The organism is Synechococcus sp. HK01-R (assembly GCF_014217855.1).
In the GTDB taxonomy this organism is placed as follows: domain Bacteria; phylum Cyanobacteriota; class Cyanobacteriia; order PCC-6307; family Cyanobiaceae; genus Synechococcus_C.
Map to the genome: position 1 here is coordinate 1,348,608 of NZ_CP059059.1, position 18,577 is coordinate 1,367,184.

At 61.7% G+C, this 18,577-nt stretch carries 20 protein-coding genes; 7 read left to right on the plus strand and 13 right to left on the minus strand.

Features of this window, described 5'->3' with window-relative positions; genetic code table 11:
* Window positions 1-15 precede the first annotated feature (15 nt).
* Window positions 16-363 carry a hypothetical protein gene (locus H0O21_RS07070; RefSeq protein WP_185189177.1) on the plus strand — a complete coding sequence of 116 codons (348 nt, stop codon included), beginning with the start codon at window positions 16-18 and terminating at the stop codon, window positions 361-363.
* Window positions 364-800: 437 nt separating this feature from the next.
* Here the strand turns inward: H0O21_RS07070 and H0O21_RS07075 are convergent, their stop codons facing one another.
* The 9 genes from H0O21_RS07075 to H0O21_RS07115 all read right to left on the minus strand — a co-directional run bounded on the left by H0O21_RS07075 (window position 801) and on the right by H0O21_RS07115 (window position 4,370).
* Window positions 801-1,439 (minus strand): recombinase family protein, encoded by a 639-nt coding sequence (locus H0O21_RS07075; RefSeq protein WP_185189178.1) that lies wholly within the window; start codon window positions 1,437-1,439, stop codon window positions 801-803.
* A gap of 75 nt (window positions 1,440-1,514) precedes the next feature.
* On the minus strand, window positions 1,515-1,796 hold the full coding sequence (locus H0O21_RS07080; protein WP_185189179.1) for a hypothetical protein: 282 nt from the start codon (window positions 1,794-1,796) through the stop codon (window positions 1,515-1,517).
* A 3-nt stretch (window positions 1,797-1,799) separates the two neighbouring features.
* Window positions 1,800-2,081, minus strand: a complete 282-nt coding sequence (locus H0O21_RS07085; protein WP_185189180.1) for a hypothetical protein — start codon at window positions 2,079-2,081, stop codon at window positions 1,800-1,802.
* Window positions 2,082-2,084: 3 nt separating this feature from the next.
* Window positions 2,085-2,666 carry an antirestriction protein ArdA gene (locus H0O21_RS07090; protein WP_185189181.1) on the minus strand — a complete coding sequence of 194 codons (582 nt, stop codon included), beginning with the start codon at window positions 2,664-2,666 and terminating at the stop codon, window positions 2,085-2,087.
* Between the two features lie 71 nt (window positions 2,667-2,737).
* Entirely contained in the window at window positions 2,738-2,986 is a 249-nt protein-coding gene (locus tag H0O21_RS07095; RefSeq protein ID WP_185189182.1) for a hypothetical protein, read from the minus strand.
* Window positions 2,986-3,525 carry a hypothetical protein gene (locus H0O21_RS07100; protein ID WP_185189183.1) on the minus strand — a complete coding sequence of 180 codons (540 nt, stop codon included), beginning with the start codon at window positions 3,523-3,525 and terminating at the stop codon, window positions 2,986-2,988. The genes H0O21_RS07095 and H0O21_RS07100 overlap by 1 nt, the downstream gene beginning before the upstream one ends.
* A complete protein-coding gene (locus H0O21_RS07105) occupies window positions 3,522-3,776 on the minus strand; it encodes a hypothetical protein (protein WP_185189184.1) in 255 nt (84 codons plus the stop codon). The genes H0O21_RS07100 and H0O21_RS07105 overlap by 4 nt, the downstream gene beginning before the upstream one ends.
* A 6-nt stretch (window positions 3,777-3,782) precedes the next feature.
* Window positions 3,783-4,064 carry a hypothetical protein gene (locus tag H0O21_RS07110; protein WP_185189185.1) on the minus strand — a complete coding sequence of 94 codons (282 nt, stop codon included), beginning with the start codon at window positions 4,062-4,064 and terminating at the stop codon, window positions 3,783-3,785.
* A gap of 9 nt (window positions 4,065-4,073) precedes the next feature.
* The gene (locus H0O21_RS07115; protein ID WP_185189186.1) at window positions 4,074-4,370 is read right to left on the minus strand and encodes a hypothetical protein; all 297 of its coding nucleotides are present in this window, start codon (window positions 4,368-4,370) and stop codon (window positions 4,074-4,076) included.
* Between H0O21_RS07115 and H0O21_RS07120 the strand changes: the two genes are divergently transcribed.
* Window positions 4,354-4,536 carry a hypothetical protein gene (locus tag H0O21_RS07120; RefSeq protein WP_185189187.1) on the plus strand — a complete coding sequence of 61 codons (183 nt, stop codon included), beginning with the start codon at window positions 4,354-4,356 and terminating at the stop codon, window positions 4,534-4,536. The genes H0O21_RS07115 and H0O21_RS07120 overlap by 17 nt on opposite strands.
* Before the next feature lie 137 nt (window positions 4,537-4,673).
* Here the strand turns inward: H0O21_RS07120 and H0O21_RS07125 are convergent, their stop codons facing one another.
* Window positions 4,674-4,826: a hypothetical protein gene (locus H0O21_RS07125; protein WP_185189188.1), complete on the minus strand. Its 153-nt coding sequence runs from the start codon at window positions 4,824-4,826 to the stop codon at window positions 4,674-4,676.
* A 1,308-nt stretch (window positions 4,827-6,134) separates the two neighbouring features.
* Between H0O21_RS07125 and H0O21_RS07130 the strand changes: the two genes are divergently transcribed.
* On the plus strand, window positions 6,135-7,430 hold the full coding sequence (locus H0O21_RS07130) for a hypothetical protein (protein ID WP_185189189.1): 1,296 nt from the start codon (window positions 6,135-6,137) through the stop codon (window positions 7,428-7,430).
* Window positions 7,431-7,523: 93 nt separating this feature from the next.
* Here the strand turns inward: H0O21_RS07130 and H0O21_RS07135 are convergent, their stop codons facing one another.
* Window positions 7,524-7,739, minus strand: coding sequence for a hypothetical protein (locus tag H0O21_RS07135; RefSeq protein ID WP_185189190.1), 216 nt, complete (start codon window positions 7,737-7,739; stop codon window positions 7,524-7,526).
* 83 nt (window positions 7,740-7,822) lie between these two features.
* Between H0O21_RS07135 and H0O21_RS07140 the strand changes: the two genes are divergently transcribed.
* A complete protein-coding gene (locus H0O21_RS07140) occupies window positions 7,823-7,987 on the plus strand; it encodes a hypothetical protein (protein WP_185189191.1) in 165 nt (54 codons plus the stop codon).
* A gap of 50 nt (window positions 7,988-8,037) precedes the next feature.
* Here the strand turns inward: H0O21_RS07140 and H0O21_RS07145 are convergent, their stop codons facing one another.
* Together H0O21_RS07145 and H0O21_RS07150 are read right to left on the minus strand one after the other, a co-directional pair.
* Window positions 8,038-8,913, minus strand: coding sequence for a sigma-70 family RNA polymerase sigma factor (locus tag H0O21_RS07145; protein WP_185189192.1), 876 nt, complete (start codon window positions 8,911-8,913; stop codon window positions 8,038-8,040).
* A gap of 115 nt (window positions 8,914-9,028) precedes the next feature.
* The gene (locus H0O21_RS07150) at window positions 9,029-9,229 is read right to left on the minus strand and encodes a ribbon-helix-helix protein, CopG family (protein ID WP_185189193.1); all 201 of its coding nucleotides are present in this window, start codon (window positions 9,227-9,229) and stop codon (window positions 9,029-9,031) included.
* Window positions 9,230-9,350: 121 nt separating this feature from the next.
* Between H0O21_RS07150 and H0O21_RS07155 the strand changes: the two genes are divergently transcribed.
* The 3 genes from H0O21_RS07155 (at window position 9,351) to H0O21_RS07165 (ending at window position 18,575) form a co-directional block, all read left to right on the plus strand.
* Complete coding sequence (locus H0O21_RS07155; RefSeq protein WP_185189194.1) at window positions 9,351-10,151, plus strand: hypothetical protein; 801 nt, start codon at window positions 9,351-9,353, stop codon at window positions 10,149-10,151.
* A gap of 10 nt (window positions 10,152-10,161) precedes the next feature.
* Entirely contained in the window at window positions 10,162-13,716 is a 3,555-nt protein-coding gene (locus tag H0O21_RS07160) for an RlpA-like double-psi beta-barrel domain-containing protein (RefSeq protein ID WP_185189195.1), read from the plus strand.
* A gap of 464 nt (window positions 13,717-14,180) precedes the next feature.
* Window positions 14,181-18,575 (plus strand): hypothetical protein, encoded by a 4,395-nt coding sequence (locus tag H0O21_RS07165; protein WP_185189196.1) that lies wholly within the window; start codon window positions 14,181-14,183, stop codon window positions 18,573-18,575.
* Window positions 18,576-18,577: the final 2 nt, after the last annotated feature.

Below are 18,577 nucleotides of genomic sequence, written 5' to 3' on the forward strand. Positions count from 1 at the left end.
GCCACCCCCTCAGCCGTGGGCTATCAGCTCATCCCCCAAGAACATCGCCACCGCGTTGATCTTGCCGATCAAGCCCTCCGATTCCTCTACGAAAGCGGCAGCCCCCTCGTCGGCAGGCTCGTCCTCTCCATCGCCGCTGATGGTCCTGACAACATCAAGGCCATCGCTCAGCGCATCGGCGTACCCACTACTTCCGCCTGGGCTGCCGTTCGCTCTGTCTCCCTCGGCCGCATTCGTAACGGCAAAGTCATTCCCCCACGAGCCAAGCTCCTCTGCATCACACGCTCCGGTGATGGCAATGGCCGCTTTGTCTACCTGACTCCACAGGGCAATGACCTCGCACGCGCTCTTGCTGGCCTTTGATTAACGCCAGGTCGCACATCCCGGCGGTAAGCCCGCACATCCCCGTCGCTTGACCGCCCTTTATCGAGTAACTGTGCTGAAATTTGGGGCGCGCACTTGCTTTTGCGCCTGCAGGCGCCCGCGCCCCTGCTGGCGACCGCTGCATTTTCAGCCCTGCTCCTTGGCCTTTGCTGCTGCTCTTAGTTGTCGCTTTCGTTCAGCGAACACTGCTTTTCCCGCTGGGCTTTTTCTCCAGCACGGGTTACACAGCAGGTTCAATTCTGGGCTGCCTCGATCTACTTGTTTCAGCAGTTGAATCACCCGACCGCACGCCAGACAGGGTCGGGTCTGTGGCGCACCATTGGCCGCCAACCGTTCGCGGTAGCGCCTGGTGCGTTCGGCTCCTGATTGCGGCATCCCTTCCGATGTGACGCTGGCCGCCATTCTGGGGGCCTTCATCACTGGGGGCTCCGCTCAGCTGGCATCTGCTGGGGGCTCCGCGCGGTGACGCTCGGGCCGCAGGCTGCTGGGGGCTCCTGCTGGGGACTCCGACGCTGCAGGAACCGGGCCACCGCACTGGGGCTGGCGTCCACGCTGGCGGCGATGGTGCGCAGGCTCTGTCCCTCTGCTGCCAGGCGCCGCACCAGCTGGGCCTTCTGGCCGGTGATTGATGGGCGGCGGCCACCAGTGCGGCCCTCTGTTCTGGCGCGTGCCAGGCCGTCCATGGTGCGCTCCCGGATCATGTCTCGCTCCAGCTCAGCCACGGCGGCCAGCAGGGTGAACGTGAACCGGCCAGCGGGGCTGCTGGTGTCGATCTGCTGGTCGAGTGCCACCAGATCAACGCCGCGCCCCTGCATGGCCTGGGCCAGCTCCAGCAGCTCGCGGGTGCTGCGTGCCAGGCGGTCGAGCCTCACCACCACCAGGGCATCGCCTGGCCTGAGGTAGTCGAGGCAGGCGGCCAGCTGTGGCCGGTGCTTGATGCGTGAGCTGATCGTCTCGGTAAACAGGCGTGAGCAGCCTTCAGCCCGTAGGCGTAGGGCCTGGGCCTCGGCGTTCTGATCGGTGGTCGAGACGCGGGCGTAGCCAACTCGTTCCATGTGTCGATAAGGGGTAGCGGTGTGGTTTTGAAACGGTGCACAGAAACGGCGCAACGGTTGGCCCGTGGGGCCGTGTCACCGCTGCGCCTGGTTGGTTGTGTCGTTCGGTGCCGTTTGCGGTGCGGCCTTCAGCAGCGCCAGCAGCTGCCGGAGGTAGGCGTGGCGTTGCTGTTTGGTTCTGGGGTTGCTGGTTTGCTGCAGCAGGCGGAGCGCCTTCTCGCGTTGCTCCTCGGTCAGGGCCAGCCCCGGGCCTGGTGGCTTGGGTGCTCGTGGTCCTGCCGGTCGGATGGTGCGCAGGCGCTCCAGCTCGGCCAGCACCTCAGCGGCTGGCCGTTGCGGGAACAGGGGCAGCTGCACGGGTCAGCAGCCGGGGCCGCCGTGGCTCTGGCTGTAGCGGCAGGCATCGGCCTGGCGTTGCTCCTGCTGCCGCTGGATCTGATCGTTGATGTCCTGCTGGTCGTACCTGAACGGTCGGCCTGCGTTAAACGCCTGGCCCAGCAGGGAGACGGCAACGATGGGCAGGGCCAGCACCAGGGCAACGAGGCCACCGAGGCCGGCGAACTGCAGCAGCAGGCGCAGCAGGCTTGCCGGCGTGATCCGCACGGGCTGGGCGCTGGCGGTGCGTCGGGTTGGGTGGGTCATGGCTCAGCGGCTGCAGAAGATATGCACACCGCCGGAGCTGCAGGGCTCGGCGTGGTAGCCATCACTGGCAAGCTCGCGCCAGGCACCGGCCCAGTCGATGTGGGACAGCGGCCAGGGCAGCTCATCCGGCAGGGCGCCGGTTCTGATGGCCTGTTTGTAGGCGTAGTCCTCCTCGCTGCTGTAGCAGTCGCAGTAGGTCTCCCAGAACTGGTCCTTGTCGAGGGTCTTTCCCTGGTTCTCGCAAGCCAAGCGGTAGGCCTCGTCTTCTTCGGGGCTGCCCAAGGAGCAGGCAACATGAGCCCATTCGATCAGATCGCTCAGGGCGGGCCATTCGTTGCGGCTCAGGTAGCCGGGCAGGTTGGAGCTGTCGTGCATGGCCCACTCCTCAGCGCCAGGCTCGGGGCTGGTGGCCAGAATCCAGTCGATTGCGGCTTGGATGTCGCCCTCGTCCTGACACTGCTCCAGATCGACCCAGGCGCCATGCAGGCGGCCTGCGTTGTAGCTGGCCAGGCAGGCGATGTAGACGCCCGTGTAAGGCATTTCGGGGAAGATGCAGGCGGGCTTTTTGGTTGTGGTTGCGGTCACGGGTTGTTTTCGGTTGTGGTTGGAGCTGGGAGAACCCAGCAGAGAAGCCCCTAAGGGCCTCAGTGCTGGGTTCAGTCCGCGTAAGGCGGCAAGTCGTAGTGATCGGCCATCAGGGCAGGCCAAGCCGGCTGGGAGCCGTCACCAGGGCGCACGGCGATCAGATGCCCGGGCCACCACCACCGGAGGCAGCGGGCCAGCCGGTGGGCTTCGTGGTTGGTCAGCGGGAATCGCGCGTTGTGTTTGGCCAGCTGCCACGGGAGCCAGTGCTCGCCGTCATCAGCGGGGCAGGCCATCCAGACCGTGTAGGTGGTGGCGGTCATCAGGCGCTCTCCTGCTGCAAGCGCTGCCAGGCCACGGCCTGCCCAGCCATCACCTGGGCATGGGTGAGGGCGTGGCTGTGGTCGCCGTAGACGGTGCCGAGCGGGCCAGCTGCCCAGCCCTGGCCATACCGGCGTGCTCGCGGCTGCTCGAATGGCACCGGCTCAGGCCTGACGGCTGGCCATACTTCGCTGCTTTCGTCGTCCTCGAGCTGGGCCCGCCAGTCATCGAGGCTCACCAGACAAACGGTGCCACGGTTCAGCTCACGGGCAAGCTGACGCAGCACAGCGGCCAGGGTGTGCTCACCACTGGCGGAACCATCCATTTGCCGGGCGATGCAGGCCCAGGCCAGCAGGTTGGCGCCATAGGTCTCGGGTGTGGTCTGCCCCTCAGGCAGGCGCACCACGGCCAGCTGGCCGGCGGCGATGCGTTGGGCGATGCCATGGGCGAGCTTGTCGGCCTTCACCGGGGCCAGCGCTGACGCGATCGCGTCCTGTTCGCCGATGGAGAGGGCTCCGGAGCGGGTTGTGGTGGTCGTCATGCCCACACCCCCTGCAGTTGGATTCGCTGGGCCACCTGCTGGGCGTGCCATGGCAGGGCGCTGAGCCGAATCGTCAGGCCCTGCTGGTAGCGGCTGCGCAGCTGTTGGTGAGCCACCAGGTAGGCGTCAGTGCCACGGCAGCCCCAGCGGGCGCAGTAGTCCTCGTGGCGGTTGTGGGCATCGGCCAGGGCCTTGATCAGCTGGTAGCGGCTGAGCGGGCCCCAGCGGGCTGGGTCGGTTGCGCGTTGCATGTCTCCTCAGGCGGTAGCGGTTGTGATGGCCCGTGCTGCCCGTTCGCGGGGTTTTGCCGGGGCCTTGGGCGTGGTGGGCGCCGCAGCGGTTGCAGGGGCCTTGCTGGCCCGCCTGCGCGGCGCTGGGGTAGCGGTGGCCGTAGCGGTGGCCTGTGGCGCCTTGCTGGGCCTGTAACCGGCCAGGGTGAGCACCAGAGCCACCAGCGCCACCAGCAGTGGGCGCAGGGCCTGCAGGGCCGCCAGGGAGGCAGCCAGGGCCAGCAGCAGCAGGTCGTCGTCGTGTTTCATGGCGGCGCCTCAGTAGCCGAGCCAGGCCAAGGCCTGAGCGGCGTGGGAGAGCGGCAGGGCAGTAGCGCCCTGGAGCTGGCCAGCGGCCAGGTCGGCCTGGAGGTCAGCCACGGTGAAGCCGTGCTGCTGGAGCAGGCGGTGCAGGTCAGCCATGGCCAGCAGGCAGTCGTCGTCACTGGCCCAGATCACGGAGCTGGCGTAGGTGTCAGCTGCGCAGTCCTGGTAGGCGTCGATCCAGTCGGCGCGGTCGTAGTTGGATTGCTCGGCGGGGATGATCCAGCCGGGCGCGGTGAGCGTTGCGGTCATCGGTTGGTGTCCGGCGGTGCCGGGGCGTGGTGGTGGTGGCGGTGGGCCAGAGCTGGAGCGGCAGGGCTGTTGCCTCGCTGCCGGTTGCCGTGTCTGGTTGGCGTTCTGTGGCTGGGGCTGGGCCGCTGCTGCAGGGCCTGGCTCCATCGCCTACCGGCCACCATAGTCTCCGGGCGTCACAGATGGGAAGGCTCCTGGCCAGAAAAGTGGCACACTGCCAGCAAAACGCCTGCACCGCAGCGGTTCCGCCCTGGCGCTCAGCCTGCCCCGGCTGGGCCAGCCTGCTCGGCATGGCGTCAGGCGTTACGACTGGCGGGGCTGGCCCGGCATCGGCGCCCAGCACCAGGACCAGCAGCTCCCGGCCCGGCTGACCCGGCCCGGCTGGCGCACCACGGCCACCAGCCCAGCTGCCACCACCGCCAGACCGGCCACCACGGCCAGCGCTGCCGGCGCCACCGCCAGCCAGGGCAGGGGGGCACCCCCACCCCCGCCCCCGCCCCTTGAGGCGACGAGGGGCTGGCGGGCCCGGCCCGCCCACAGCGGAAGCGCAGGGGGGCACGGGGGGGCTGCTGCGCTTTGCGCTGGATGGATGCCCCCGCAGTCGTGAATAATTTTTCTGCCGTTGACGAAGGAACTCCCCCCGGGTCGGCATCAGGAATCGCCCCAGGGATTACCCCAGCTGGTGCTTAGCTAATGCCCCAGCGAATGCTGAGGGTGATGTTGTGTCAGTGGCGGGGGGATTGGCGGGGTGTTGTCCAGGATCAGCGGTAGGACTTGAGCAGGGCATTGATGCGTTGCCGAGAAACGCCTAGGGCCGAGGCCAGTTGTACTGCGACACCACGGGGCCAGGATGTGCCGAGAGCCCTGACGACACGATCAACGGCTGCGGATGTATCTGTGTCGGGATTGAATGTTGCTATGAGCCCGGACAGTTCAGCTGGGGTGGCGGTGGATGGCATTGGTGGGTTTGGGTGTCTGTTCAGTTGTTCGGGCTGTTGGATCAGACAGCGGACCACATGGGTTGTGGGTGTGGCAGGTGGTCTTCCTTTGGGCGTTGTGTATCTGCAGAGCAGGTTGCATTGACTGGCCAGCGTTGTCCGTCTCTGGCTGGTTGCCAGGGGTGTTGCTGCCATAGGGCCAGCGCTGCTGACTGGTTCAGGATGCTGTCATCAGCTGCGGCACCGATGATTTGGTTGCGGTCGTCAAGGATGAATAGGGCTTTGCGTTGGTGTACGGGGAGCCGATTTCTGTGGATGGGTTTGTCCAGCTGGGTTATCGCTGGGCAGGGGTGCTGGAGCTGCATTGGGGCTGAGTAGGTCTCTTCACTGTGACCACTGCACTTGATCGGGACTGATGCGCTCAAGAAAGAGCCTATGCACCTCGCCAATTTTCCATCCTTCCAACGCAAGTTTTGGCCTGTAGTTGAGGACAATTCCGGCCTATGCGTGGGGCGGTTGAGGTGAGTTTTAGCCGGACAGATGGGGCGTTTGAGCCCTAGTGTCCGCGTAAGAAATGTCCGCGTAAAAGATGGGGACGACAGCACGGTGTGAGCAGTGCGGGAAGGGGATCGAGGCCGCTAGGCGGACGCGTAGGTTTTGTTCTGACGCTTGTCGGAAGAAGGCGAAGAGGGCTTACGCGGACACGGCTGGATCACCGGCAGCCGACTGTCCGCCTAAAAAATGTCCGCCTAAGGACTGTCCGCCTAAGGCTTGCGCGGACAAATGTCCGCCTAAGGCTTGCGCGGACACGGCTGGATCTGATGTGTTGTCCGCGGAAGCAGGTGAGGTTGCGGTGTCCGGCTTAGCGGTTACGGCTGAAGCCGAGCCAGCCCCAGCCCCAGCTGAGCCCGTGACGGATGCCCCGGCCCAGGTGAAGGTGGTGATCACGCCAAGCGATGAGCCTGACCAAAAAGGTGGAGCCCAGATCTCCACCCCTGGCTTGCTGTGTGTGTCCGAGCCTGCTGAGCCAGCTGCTGGCGACACCCCAGCACCAGTCACCGATCAAAAGGGTCCCCGCCAGATGGGGACCATTGATCAGAAGGGTGTCAGTCAGATTGACGCCCTTACCGAACCGCCAACCCCAGCCCCGACTGCTGTCCTGTCGATCACCCCGGACGAGCAGGCGCTTGCTGAGGAGCACGGGTTGCAGTTGGGCAAGAACGCACAGGGAAAGGACTGGTGGGTTGCTCCTGCGGGTGCAAGTCAGGCGGCCAGGGCATTGGCACGGGAGTTGAATTTCAACCGGGATGCCACCCCCCAGCGGGGGGACGCAGCAGAGCGCGGATCAAAAATCGAGTCCACGGGTGCAAGCGGCAAAGTGGCTGTCCGCGCCTGGGATGGGGCGGTATTGCGAGCGGAGGCGGTTAGCGGGGAGTTGGTGTTACCGGCAGCGGAAGCGCTAGCCAGCCGTCCCCTGGATCTGGAGCTGGAGGGCGATCTGCCTTGCAGGGTGGATGGTCTGGATGGCGAATGGCTGTTGCATGGCACCTGCGTGCGGAGCGAAGACCACTTGGCGATGGTCTTGTCGGCCGATCGGCAGCGCGCTGCGGTGGTGCTGCTGGAGGCCGTGAAGTTGAGCAAGACGCTGTCCAGCCACGGGTATTTGATGCGGACGCTGGAGCAGGAGAAAGCCGGATTTGAGCCGGATGTGCGGCTGGTGACGACCACGGAGGGTGGAGTGACCAGAACGGTGACGGCACCGCTGCAGGAGCCTGCTGCTGCCCCTGTGACCACGGCCCCTGCCGTGGAGTTGAAGGAACTGCCGGCAGCGATCCTGAAGAAGCTGCCGGACGATGTCGTGCATCACGGCAATCGCCCCTGTCGTGTTGTCGGCGATCCACACGAATGGCTGTGGGTGTGCTCCCGGCCTGCTACCAGCAATGCGTTGCTGAAGCGCAAGGCGGGTCGGAGGTGGCTGGTGGTGTCCTGCGTGGAGGGCGCTGTTCAGCTGATCCAACCCCGGGTGGAGGCCGGCGATGCGGATGCCGCGGCCAATGGCTTAGCAGCTGCGTTTATGGGCGAAGTGCTCAACCTGGAGAATCCGCTGGAGGCGGTGGCCTGAATCCAACGCTGGTTGCGCTCTACAGCCACCGCCCTGGCAGTGGTGCAGTCGGTGGACGCCTACTCCGAGTGCGCGGCACCACGCCTGAAAAGGTCAACCGCCCAGGCGTGGCATCCCCTGCAGCAACAGCTGGCCGAGCATCGCTCGCTGTCCCTCGCTGAGCTGCAGGAGCTTGCGACACATCTCCTGCAGGGCTGTGGTGTCTGCTGTGGAGTCGATCACCCTGCGCAGCCGTTCAATCTCAAATTGATGCGCTGTGTCCTGCTCCACGATCAAAGTCGCTGCACCCACCGTGGCGCTGTTCAGCATCCACTGCAACTGCGTAGCGAGAACAACACAAACTGCCTTGCACAGTTCTTGTATCATTTGTGCATCAATCAGCGGGGTCAGCCATGACTACTGCTACAGCGCAAGGCAACAAGAACCAAAAAATCCGCAACGAACTGGCTGGCACAGGTGCTGATCCCTTTGCCATTGCTGCCCAGGCTTTGGCTCGCAATGAGGAGCTGCTGAACCACATCCAGCGGCTGGAAGCGATGCTGCGGCTAAAGCCCTAGGTCGCCACCAGCAGCAGGTTTTGCTGCGGCAGTTGGCCGCCACGAACCCGTCAAGCCGTCAACGCCGGCAGCTCAAGGGCTTCCAGGTCGGCTGGGTCGATGTCTTGGCCCTGGAGGTGCTTGCGGATGTCGGCGATGCCGCGTTGTCGTAGTTGGCCGGCTCGAGTGCGGCTGTCGCCGTGGTCTGCGGCGATTTCAGCGAGGGTGCGGCCCTGGAAGTAGGTGCCGAGGATGTATTTGCGATCTCGCTCATTTGTGTGCTTGATGAGGCTCCGAGCGAATTCAGCCCGAGCTGAGGCGAGTTCAGCCTCGTGGAGTTCTTCATTGGTGGCGCCAGAGGCGGCGATCAGCTCGTGGAGCAGGCTGGCGTCTTCTTGGCTGTTGCTTCCATTTTTTCGGCAGTGGGCATCGAGGCTGCTGACCAGTTTCATGGTGCCGGCAACGATGGTCTCCTGGATCTGGGCGGCAGTGAGTTTTGACTTCTCGACCAGATAAGCCAGAGGTGGGTCGATACCTTTCAGCGCCCGGTATTCGGAGATGAGTTTATTTAGTCGTTTCCACTGATCATTTCGGTTTGCAGGAACATGAATCAGGGGCAGGTCGTTTTCATAGGACCTTCCTACGGCCTGCAAGATCCACCAGTAGGCGTAGGTGGAGAACGCAAAGCCGCGTTCAAAGTCAAACTTTTCGGCAGCTCTTATGAGGCCGATCGTTCCCGCCTGGATGAGGTCCTGGAGTTGATCCTGGTCATTGCTCAATCCGCGTTTGTATTTATTGGCGATTTTTATGACGAGGCGCAGGTTGCCTTCTACTAGGCGATTCCTGGCTTTCAGGCCACGCCTGGCAATAGCTGGTGGGCATGGGGCTGGGTGTTCAAGCCAGGCCTTTACGAGGCGCCCTGCATGGATCTGCGCTTCGCGTGACATGACCGGGCGTGCGCTGCAGAAGCTGGTCAGTGTTTGATCAAGCCCGTGCATTGGTTGTGGCAGCGGAGTCCTTTTGCGAGGTTGCCACGACCCGGGGGCAGATGGAATTGGTTAATCAGAGGTTTTCGTAGAAAGCCTGCAACGAAGAAGTCGCTTGCAGCTGCTCTTCAGCAGCGGCACGGTCCAGGGCAATCATGTGCTTGTTAATAACCACACGGCAGTAGCTGCTAACGGATAGGCCGTGCGCTGCGGCAAGGGCCTCCAGACGCTCCTTTAGGGGTGCGTCAACGCTCACCTGAACGATTGGCTGTCGCATCTATTCGGTCAATAGCTGTTAGTAATTTTCTCACGGATTCGTTCTGGCGGTTGGGATTCAGCAAACTACATTCGGGGTGACGCCTTTCTTCTGGCGCATGAAATGCCGCTGAGTCAGCCAGATGATCATTGATCCCATTTCAGCTGGCGTTGCTGGTGTTTCGACAATCCTTGGTGTTTTCCAGGGTGTTGCCCAGAACCGTGCTCAGCAACAGGATTACCTCAACCGGACTGCCTACGCGAATGCCAGCGCCAAGTTCAACCAATGGCAGGCAGGGCTGAACCAACGGACGAGCAACCTCAACTCGCAGTACAACTACTGGGCCGAAACGGTCAACTACAACCAGCAGCTGGCGTACACGTCACAGCTGCGCAACTACGACCTGGCGATGGAGATTGCCCAGGCGGAGAAGGTATGGGAGACGCGGGTAGGTGCTGGCACGGACTACCTCGTCAACAGCCAGGCATTGAGCGACAAGTTCGCCGAGGAAGGCATGAGCCGCGCTGTGGGGATGCAGCAGTACATGTACCGGGCCATGCAGCAGTCGGCTGCGTTCCAAGCGCAGATGACCGAAGGACAGTCGATTGATCGGATCGTGAACAACTTCTCCCGCCAAGTGGGGGACATGCAGACGTTGCAGGCAATCAACCAAAAGCTGTCTGAACGCCAGTACAACCGAGATCAACTGGGGCGGATCACGGAGTATCTGAGTCAGTACAACAGTCAGGGTTTTTTCAAAGCACAAACGCGGATGAATCCGCTTGCACCATTCCCGCCATTGCCGTCTTTGGTGACGCCACCACCGCCGTCGATGAGTGGCGGTGCGCCGAGTGGTACGGCTGCTGGTCTGAATATCGGCAGTGCCGTGTTGGGTGGCGTGAACACCTACATCAACACAGCTACAGCGATCAAGAAACTCTGAGGGTTGAACCATGGCACGCGAGATTGATTTACCCCAGGGACAGATTCAGCCATCTGCCAGGCCGCTGGATGCTTTCATCCGACCTGCTGACATCAACGTTGCGAAGCCAAATCAGCTGGCGCAGTTGGGTCAGCCAAAGGGCGTCAGAACGATTGGCACTGGCGCTACGCCAGATAGTCGGGGTCGCAACAGCTATGTCCAGCTGGCCGAAGCGTTGGAGCCGTTTAACAGGAACCTGACGCAGGTACTACAAACCGCTGGGTTGATGTATGCCCAGGAGCAGATTGCAGAAGGCGAGAAGCAGGCCCGCAATCAGGTATTGCAGGCGATGGCTCAGAACGACTCTGCAATGGAGTCGGAGGAGCTGCAGCGTGCGGCGATGAATCGCTCGCTGGCTGCTAAGGATCCCCAGGCCGGGGGATTCATGGCGATGCTGAATCCGTATCAGCAGATCGGCTGGGAGCGGGGCAAATCAAAGATGGCAGCGCAGGAGGCAGAGATTGGCCTGCCTGCCTTCATTGCACAGAACAACAGCAAAATCGACTACACCGCCCCCGATCAAGGGTTTGCGGTGTTGGCGCAACTGCAGGCGCAGTACACCGCCCAGTTGGCGCAGAAATATGGGGTGGATGCCAGTAGCCCTGGCTTCCAGAAGTACACCCTGCCGTCACTGGAGAAAGCGCAGGAGAAGGTACAGACAGCTCATGTTGCGGATCGGAAGGCTTATTTCGACACAGCAGCGGTTGGGCAGGCATCAGCGCAGTTAGCGCAGCTGTATCGCAACGCCAAAACCACAGGTCAGGTTGAGTTCAAGGGACAGGTTTATTCCTTTGCTACAAACCCGGACTATTTCTGGGGTGCGCTATCAGCTCGTGCGCAGGAGATTGTTAGCACAACTGTGCTGAGCGGATCTCTGCCTGGTGAGGCATCAAAGCGTTCTGAGTCGATCTTTCAATCGCTTCGTTCCGTTGCCGACTACAAGAGCGATAAGGAGTATCGCTATTTCATCGACAACATTCAGGGCACTGAAATCAAGCGTGATGTCAACGGCAAGGCTGTCATCAATCCCTTCACGCAGCAGCCTGATCGGCTGACGTGGGGTGAGCAGTATTCGCAGGAATCTCTGGATTCAGAGATCAAGTACGGGCAGGCGGGTTACGCAGAACGCAAGCGTCAGCGAGAGGAAGCGGTTGAAGCACCTGGCGGGTTGGAGGACCGGCTATTGCGGGCGACAGCTGGCATGGAGGTAGGGCCAGAGCGCAATCAAATAGCTGATGCAACTGCCCTGCAGTTCTTCCAGGAGCAGAAAGCAAAGAACATTCCGGTTAGCTGGGCAGAGATCAAGCGTCGCCAGAAGAATCTGCTGGATCTGAACACTGATCTACGCACGCAGGGATTGGATCCGAATGTGGCCTCGGATTACTTCATTGGTTTGGAGCAGCGTCGTGGCAGCAATTTCAATGCCAGGGATGAGCGTCTAAGGGTTGATGAGATTGCTGCTCAGCTACCAGAGAAGGACCGGGCAGCGTTCACCACCCGTGCATTGGGGTTGATCAAGGACCGGGAGGAGGAGCAGCAGAAGTTCACGGGGTACAACGCAACTCGTGATTCGGTGTTGCGGACCAACATCAACTCACTGCTGGATCGGAACTATGGCCCGCAGAACGAACGGAACAAGGTCAACCGCACGGAGTCAGAACGGAGGATGCGGCTTGGTCTGACGGCATTGGCCAACCAGCGGTTGCTGGAGAAGGAAGCGCAACTGAAGCGACGGCTGAATGATTCCGAGGTCCGCCAGACGGTACAGCAGGCGATTGATGACTACGGCAAGGGTGACGGCGGGGGTAGCACCGCCACGAGTGGCAGGCGGAATCAGCAGCGGGATTACCTATTCCCTGGCGGCAAGTTCAGTGATGAGCCGTCTGTACGTCCGAGTGATGTGCAGGCTGCGAGCCAGCCACGCAATCCAGACGGCACCCCCAAGCAGCAGGTGCCAGGCGGGAAATATGGCGAGGGGGATCTGGACTATCTGCCTGATCGGAAGATGCTGCTTCGTAACTTCCGGGACAAGGCAATCCTTTCAGCGCCTGCCGTTGATCGGTTGATTGACCTGGTGGTGAAAGGCAAGCCATTGCCTGCTGCGGTGCAGCGTGCATGGCGTGATGCAGGTGCTCGGAACTTGGGTGAGTTTCTGCTTGAGCAGGCGGATTTTTACCCCGACATCGAGCTGGCCCCGCAGGTGCGGCAGAAGGTCCAGCAGGTGGCGTCTGCACAGGCGGCTGCGCAGAACTACCCAGTTGCACAGGCGCAGTCCTCACAACAGACGCCGTTGTTGGCATCGTTCGGCAACTGGGCGATGAACACATTGCTGGGCACTGCTCCAGCCGCTGCAGCTGAGATGCCATCAACGGCCAGCAATGGTGTGCGTCCTGGCCCGCCTCCTGGCCCGCGTCCAGGAGGCAGCACTCCAGGCGGTGGCGGTGGTTCACCGGCACCAGGCGGCGGCGATGGTGGTTCACGCCCTGGCAGTCGTCGGCCTGGGCCAGCACCAGCTGCGCCTGCACTGCCTCCACCTGAGCGGGCGCCGGTTGGTGCTGCACCCGTTGCTATTGAAGTGACGCCGTATCAGGGGACTGCAGCTGCTCCGATGCAGGTGGCAACAGCGTCTGGGCCGTTGCCATTCAAGCCACTGCCGGGCCCTAGTTACCAGCCGCAGGCTGCGCCATTTGATCCAACCGAGGGAGGTGCCGCCCGCCCTTTTGGGCCTAGCGGCTCCTTTGAGAAGCCGGTGAGTGTTGTCTACGAGAACCGTTCAGGTCAACCAGGCGTCGATCTGTACTTCCCCAGCAAGCGATTCCCTGCGGTGCTGGGAGGTGTGGTGAAGGACGTGAGCAGTGAGCCGGGATACGGCAACTACGTCGTGGTCGAGTCCACCGATCCACTGACAGGGCGAAAGGTTGATGTGTTGTACGGCCACCTGGCGGATGGCGTGCAGCTGCGCCGTGGGCAGCGGATTGAGGCCGGGCAGATCGTCGGCAAGCAAGGCGGCACGGGCAATGTCCGATCTGCTGACGCGACCATTGCCAGCGTTGATTTCTTCGCTCCGCGCCCCGCCGGGTCGAAGGACATGACGCCATACAGCGGGTTTGATCAGCTACGGCGGCATGTGGTCGCAACGCTGCAACGTGGCGGCGACGGTCGGCCAACAACGCGCCCTGGTGGTGGCCTGACCGGCCTGGCTACTTACTACACCGGCAGCGGTGGCAGCGATGGCGTTGCTGGTGGCCCTACTGCAAACGGGGAGATCTACGACCCCAACAAATTGACTGCCGCTGTGCAGTGGAGCCTGCGGGGCAAATACCTCAACAAATGGGTGACTGTTGAGGACATGGATACAGGAAAGACCGTGAAGGTATGGGTCAACGATGTTGGCTCAATGGGTGGCGACAGGTTGAGCGTCAATCGCTCTGATCCAAGGGTGATTGATCTGTCGCCTGCTGCATTCCGCAAGTTGTTTGGCAGCACCCAACGCGGCGTGGGTCGCATTCGCATTCTTCCTAACTGATCGCCATGCCTGTTACCTACCAAGTTGATAAGAACGGCAAGGTCGTTCGCGTTGGTTCGCTTTCTTCTGCCGGAAACCAGGCAGCAGCCAAGCCCCCAAGTCGGCAGGCTGCTCAACCTCAGCAACCAGCAATTGGCCAGTGGGCAGTCTTAAACGGCAAGCGCGTGCGATGGTCTGGCAATGGATGGAAATGGCAGTCGCCAGAGTCCTACGCAAAGCTGCAACGAGAGAATCGGTTTGATACGCAACGCAATCCATTCAACTGGATTGAAAACAATCTCAAGCACTTATTCAACGCCAGCAACCAACTCGATAAAGGCACCAGACTCGTTGGCACGGTTGGGTTCCTGCCGATTTATGAGGAACCCAATGGCCGTGTATCGAGTTCCACGCCAGCGCAGCGGCAGGTTGCTCATGCCACAACGGCACAGCCAGCTACGAATGCAGCGTTAGCAGCAGTCAACTTGGGGCAGCGGTTGCTGAGTGGTCAACCGCTCAAACCAACTGATCCAGAGAGCAGCTCCATTGGCCGGAAGTTGGTGCAATGGAATCGTTCAGCTGCTGTTGGCATGGGTGCCAAGTTGCCAGAGCAGCTGACGCCTGATCAGAAGTCAATCCTGACGGACTTGCCTTCGTCGTTGGCAACAAACGCCGCTGTTGCATTTATTCCAGGGCTACGGGTTGGCACGACTGCATTTAGCGGTTTGGTTAGCAAGGCGCCGTATCTCTCAAAGCCACTGCAGAACGTGTTGGCAGGTGGTTTGCGTTGGGGCACCAATGCAGGACTGAATGAAGGCGTGAGCGGCATTCTTGATGACAGCTCACAGGGTGGTGCGGGCAACCTCTTGCAGGCTGCTGGAGTTCCGGTCCCTGATGCGTTTGTTGTTGACCCACGGCGTGATGACCGCATCAGCGGCGGTTTGCGCAGTGTGGTTCCTGGCGTGTTGCTGGGTGAAGCAATCGGCGCACCATTTGGTGCATTGGCAAAGGGGGTTGAGTTTGCTCCGAATGCTTATCGCAACCTGCGGGAATGGCGTGCTCGTAGTGAGGTTCAGACGGCCAGACAGCAAACGGTGAACGCTGGTTTGCAGGAGCCGGTGGAGGGCACTGGGGAGCATCGCTTCACGGCAGCTGCAACACCTTCCCCTGTCGTGCCGGATGGCGCTGCAGCTCCCGCCGCTGCTCCAGCCAAAACGCCACGGCAAGCAGTGGAGGACGTGATTGGTCCTCGCCCTGGTGCTGAACCGCAGGCGGCTGCCGCAACCCCTGATGCAGCACCCACTGCTGCAGCTGAGCCTGCCGCAATCCCATCGCAGGAGATGACTGTTGGTGGAGCAGTCATGCCTGGCGAGCTACCGGACGGCTCTGCTGCCGATCCGTGGTACGACCCATCCCTGCCGGAGATTGACTTGCCGGCCATTGCTCTGAATCGTCTGGATGACGACGGGCTGAAGGCCATTCAGCAGGGCGAGGGCCCAGTGCTGCAGCGGATCGAGACCTACCTGCAGACGCAACAACTGCCTGAACTGGATCCAGGTCTGGCAACAGCACGAACTGCAGCACCGACTGAATCATTGGCTGATCCAGTGGTGGGGTATGGCGAGCAATGGCAGACGCTGCCGAATGATCGGCTGCTGCAGCTGGCCCATCCCGAGGTGAGCCCTGATCTGTATGAGCGGGTGCAGGGTCTGACTGGCCGTGAGTGGGAGCAGTTCAGCAGGCAGGACATCCTCGATGGGATGGAGACATTGCGGCAGGACGGTTTGACCGTGATGCCGACACGGTTGCAGCCCAATCAGAACCTGCTCGGCATTGAGGACATTGCTGTTGACCCTGCACGGTTCCAGTTCAAGGGCAACACCGATGAACAAGGCCGTCAGCGCGGCAACTCGTTGGAGGGTGTGGATCGTTGGAATCCTGACGCCGAGGGTGAAATCCAGGTTTGGCAAGACCCAATGGATGGCCGCACCTATGTGGTGAATGGTCATAACCGTGTAGCGAAAGCACGGGAGCTAGGTATCCCGACGCTGCCCGCCAAGGAGCTGTTGGCGACCACCGCTGAGCAGGCCCGTACACAGGGCGCAATCAGCAACATCAGCAGTGGCGGTGGCACCGTCTTTGATGCAGCCAAGTTCCTGCGGGATTCAGGTGTTACAGATCCGGCTCGTTTGAGCCAAATGGGGATCCCCCTCGATTCCGGGTTTGGCACTCAGGGCCTGGCGCTGAGCAAACTGCCGGACAGCCTGTTCCAGTCGGCCATCAATGGGGAACTACCGCTAGGTCGGGCGCTGGCGCTGGGTGGCAGTGAGCTGGACCCGGCAGACATGATCCGGGTTGCTGGTCTAGGCGCTCAGAAGGAAATCAGCGAGCGTGGTTTCGCTGAGCTGGTGGAGATGGCTTCCTCTGCACCGAAGGTTGCTGATAGCGCCCAGGGCGGAATCCCTGGCCTTGATGAATGGTTGAAAGGTTCAAGTGTTCTGGAGAAGGCTGAGCTGGCAGCAAAGATCAGAGCAGAGCTGAATAGCGAAAAGAATCTGATGAGCAAAGTCGGCAAGAACAAGACAGCTCAGAAGCTCGCTGAGAAGGGTGGAACTGAAGTCAACCAGGGGCAAGTTCTTACAGCTGCTGATACAGCCAGAAGCATTCTGGCTGAGTTCGACCGCACGAAATACCTAACCGGTACGCCGATCAGTGAACTGCTGAATCAGGGCGCCATGGAGATTGCCAATGGCGCCAAGGCTGCGGTGATTGCCAAGCGGATCCTGCAGCAGCTGGAGAAGGCCGCGTTGGATTCCGGCATGGCTGGCGCTGATGTCGCTAGCCAAGCTGCTGCTGCTGCGGCCCCTGGTCGTGGCGCTCAGGCGTCGCCAGCAACTGGAGCGGACCCTGCAAGGCTTGAGGCCAGATGGGCGCAGCTGTCGCCTGAGCAGCGTGCTGCCAAGGCAGCAGAAGCGAAGGCGTTGTTGCTGACGCCAAAGAAGCTGCAGAACCGGCAGGCATTTGAGGCCGACTACAAGGCGAATGAGGCCCAGGTGCAGCAGTACCTGGACGAAATGCCTGGCTCCAACTCAGGCAAGGAGCTGACAGAGGAGGAGTTCCTGGCGAAGTACGGCGCGGATGAAACGCAGCATCCACAGCTGAAGCACAAGGGAAGTGCAACACCGAAGCAACTGAAGGAGCTTGAGGCTCACCGCTGGGCGGAGCAGTACCTGGCTTGGTACGAACGTCAGCCGTTGTCGCCTGCTGATCGGGATGCCGTGAAGGCTGAGATCCTTGGCCAGGCGATTGCCAATGGTGAGGTCAGGCCCAGCGCCACACCAATCCCACCATCACCGGATCAGCCGTCTGTTCGTCTGACGGAGGGCTTGCGTGATCTGGAGCAGCAGCTGCGAGAGCAGGGAAACATTGCGCCTGGCACACCAGCTGCTCAGTTGTTGGTGGATGAGGTGCGACTGGCAGAGACGTATCAACAGCGTGATGCAGTCATCGCCCAGGAAACGGCTCGTGCTCAACGCGAAGCGATGGGATACACCGACCTGACCTTTGAGGAGAAGAAAGCTCAGGCGGGGATTGCTGAGGGGTGGGAGCTGCCACCTGCTCGTCAGCCAGGTGAGCTGACGACACAGGACGCCACCACGTTGGATCAACGTGCGGCATTGGCCAAGCAACAGCGGGAAGCAGCGGAAGCAGCTGGTGATGCTGAAGGTGCTGCGGCATGGCGTGAGGAGGAACGCCGCCTGGAGCGCAGCCGTATCGCCAATGCGCAGGGTGCGATGGATGCCAGCCAGCAGGGGTTGTTTGCCCCTGGTGCGTATGACGCCGATGCACCGCTGTTGAATCAGGGCGGGGTCATCAACCCCGAGGTGCTGCCACTCGAGGGTCGAGTGACACCGATTGGGGCCGGGGCGTTGCCTCCTACGTCAGCCTTTACTCTCCCTGCTGACCTGTCGGGCGCAAAGCCTCGTTATGGCTACCGGGATCTGAACCTGGAGGTTGGATTTGGCAATGACTTCGACCTGGCGGCGTACATCTTGGCTGGTGATGCCAAAGGGCAGTCCAGGCGTGCTGGGCAGTTCCGTGCGGCGCTGGAGGCTGCTGGGTACGACCTGAAGGAAGTGATCGCCCATGGCCAGCAGGTGAAGGCTGCGCTGAAAGATGCAGCCCGGAACTGGAAACCCGATCCAGCCAACCCTTCCGTTCAAGCGATCACGCTGGATGCCCAGCCATTTGCTGGTGCTCCACGCCCTGCGGTGACGGTGCAGATGCAGCCGGTGATGCCTGCTGCGCCGCTTGAGATCCCTGCTGGTGCCAGCCGGAAGATCACAATCAAGACCAGCGAAGGCCGTATTCGGGGTGCTGCTGAAGCTCTCTACAGCTGGGCAAACAGCGGCATCCCTGGCGAGGGGCAGGCGATCAAAAGCATTGATCAGGCCCTGGAGCTGGTCAGAGCAAAGGGGGCAATCCTCGATCCAGACAAGATCCCTGGCTTGGACATGGACGCGGCACGCAACAACAAGACCATGGGTCGCACCACCCCTGAGGTGACTGCTGCGTACAAGCAGTTCTACGGCCTTGAGCAGCCTGCAGCGGCACCGCTGACGCGGGTGAAGGTCTCTGCCACACCCAAGGTGGCAGACATCTTTGAGTCGCTCTCTGACGCCCTTCTGGAGTCCGATAGGCGGACCTTCAAGAAGGTTGATCGTCTGCAGGGTTTAACCCAACGGGCGATCAAAGAGCTGGATGCAGGTGATCCAACCATTGCCCTGCAGGAAGCAGCAGCACTCGGTGAAACCCGACTGGCTGAACTGCAAGGTCAGATCGAATCCATCAAACAACGCGCTGCTCAGGAGGGCTGCTGATC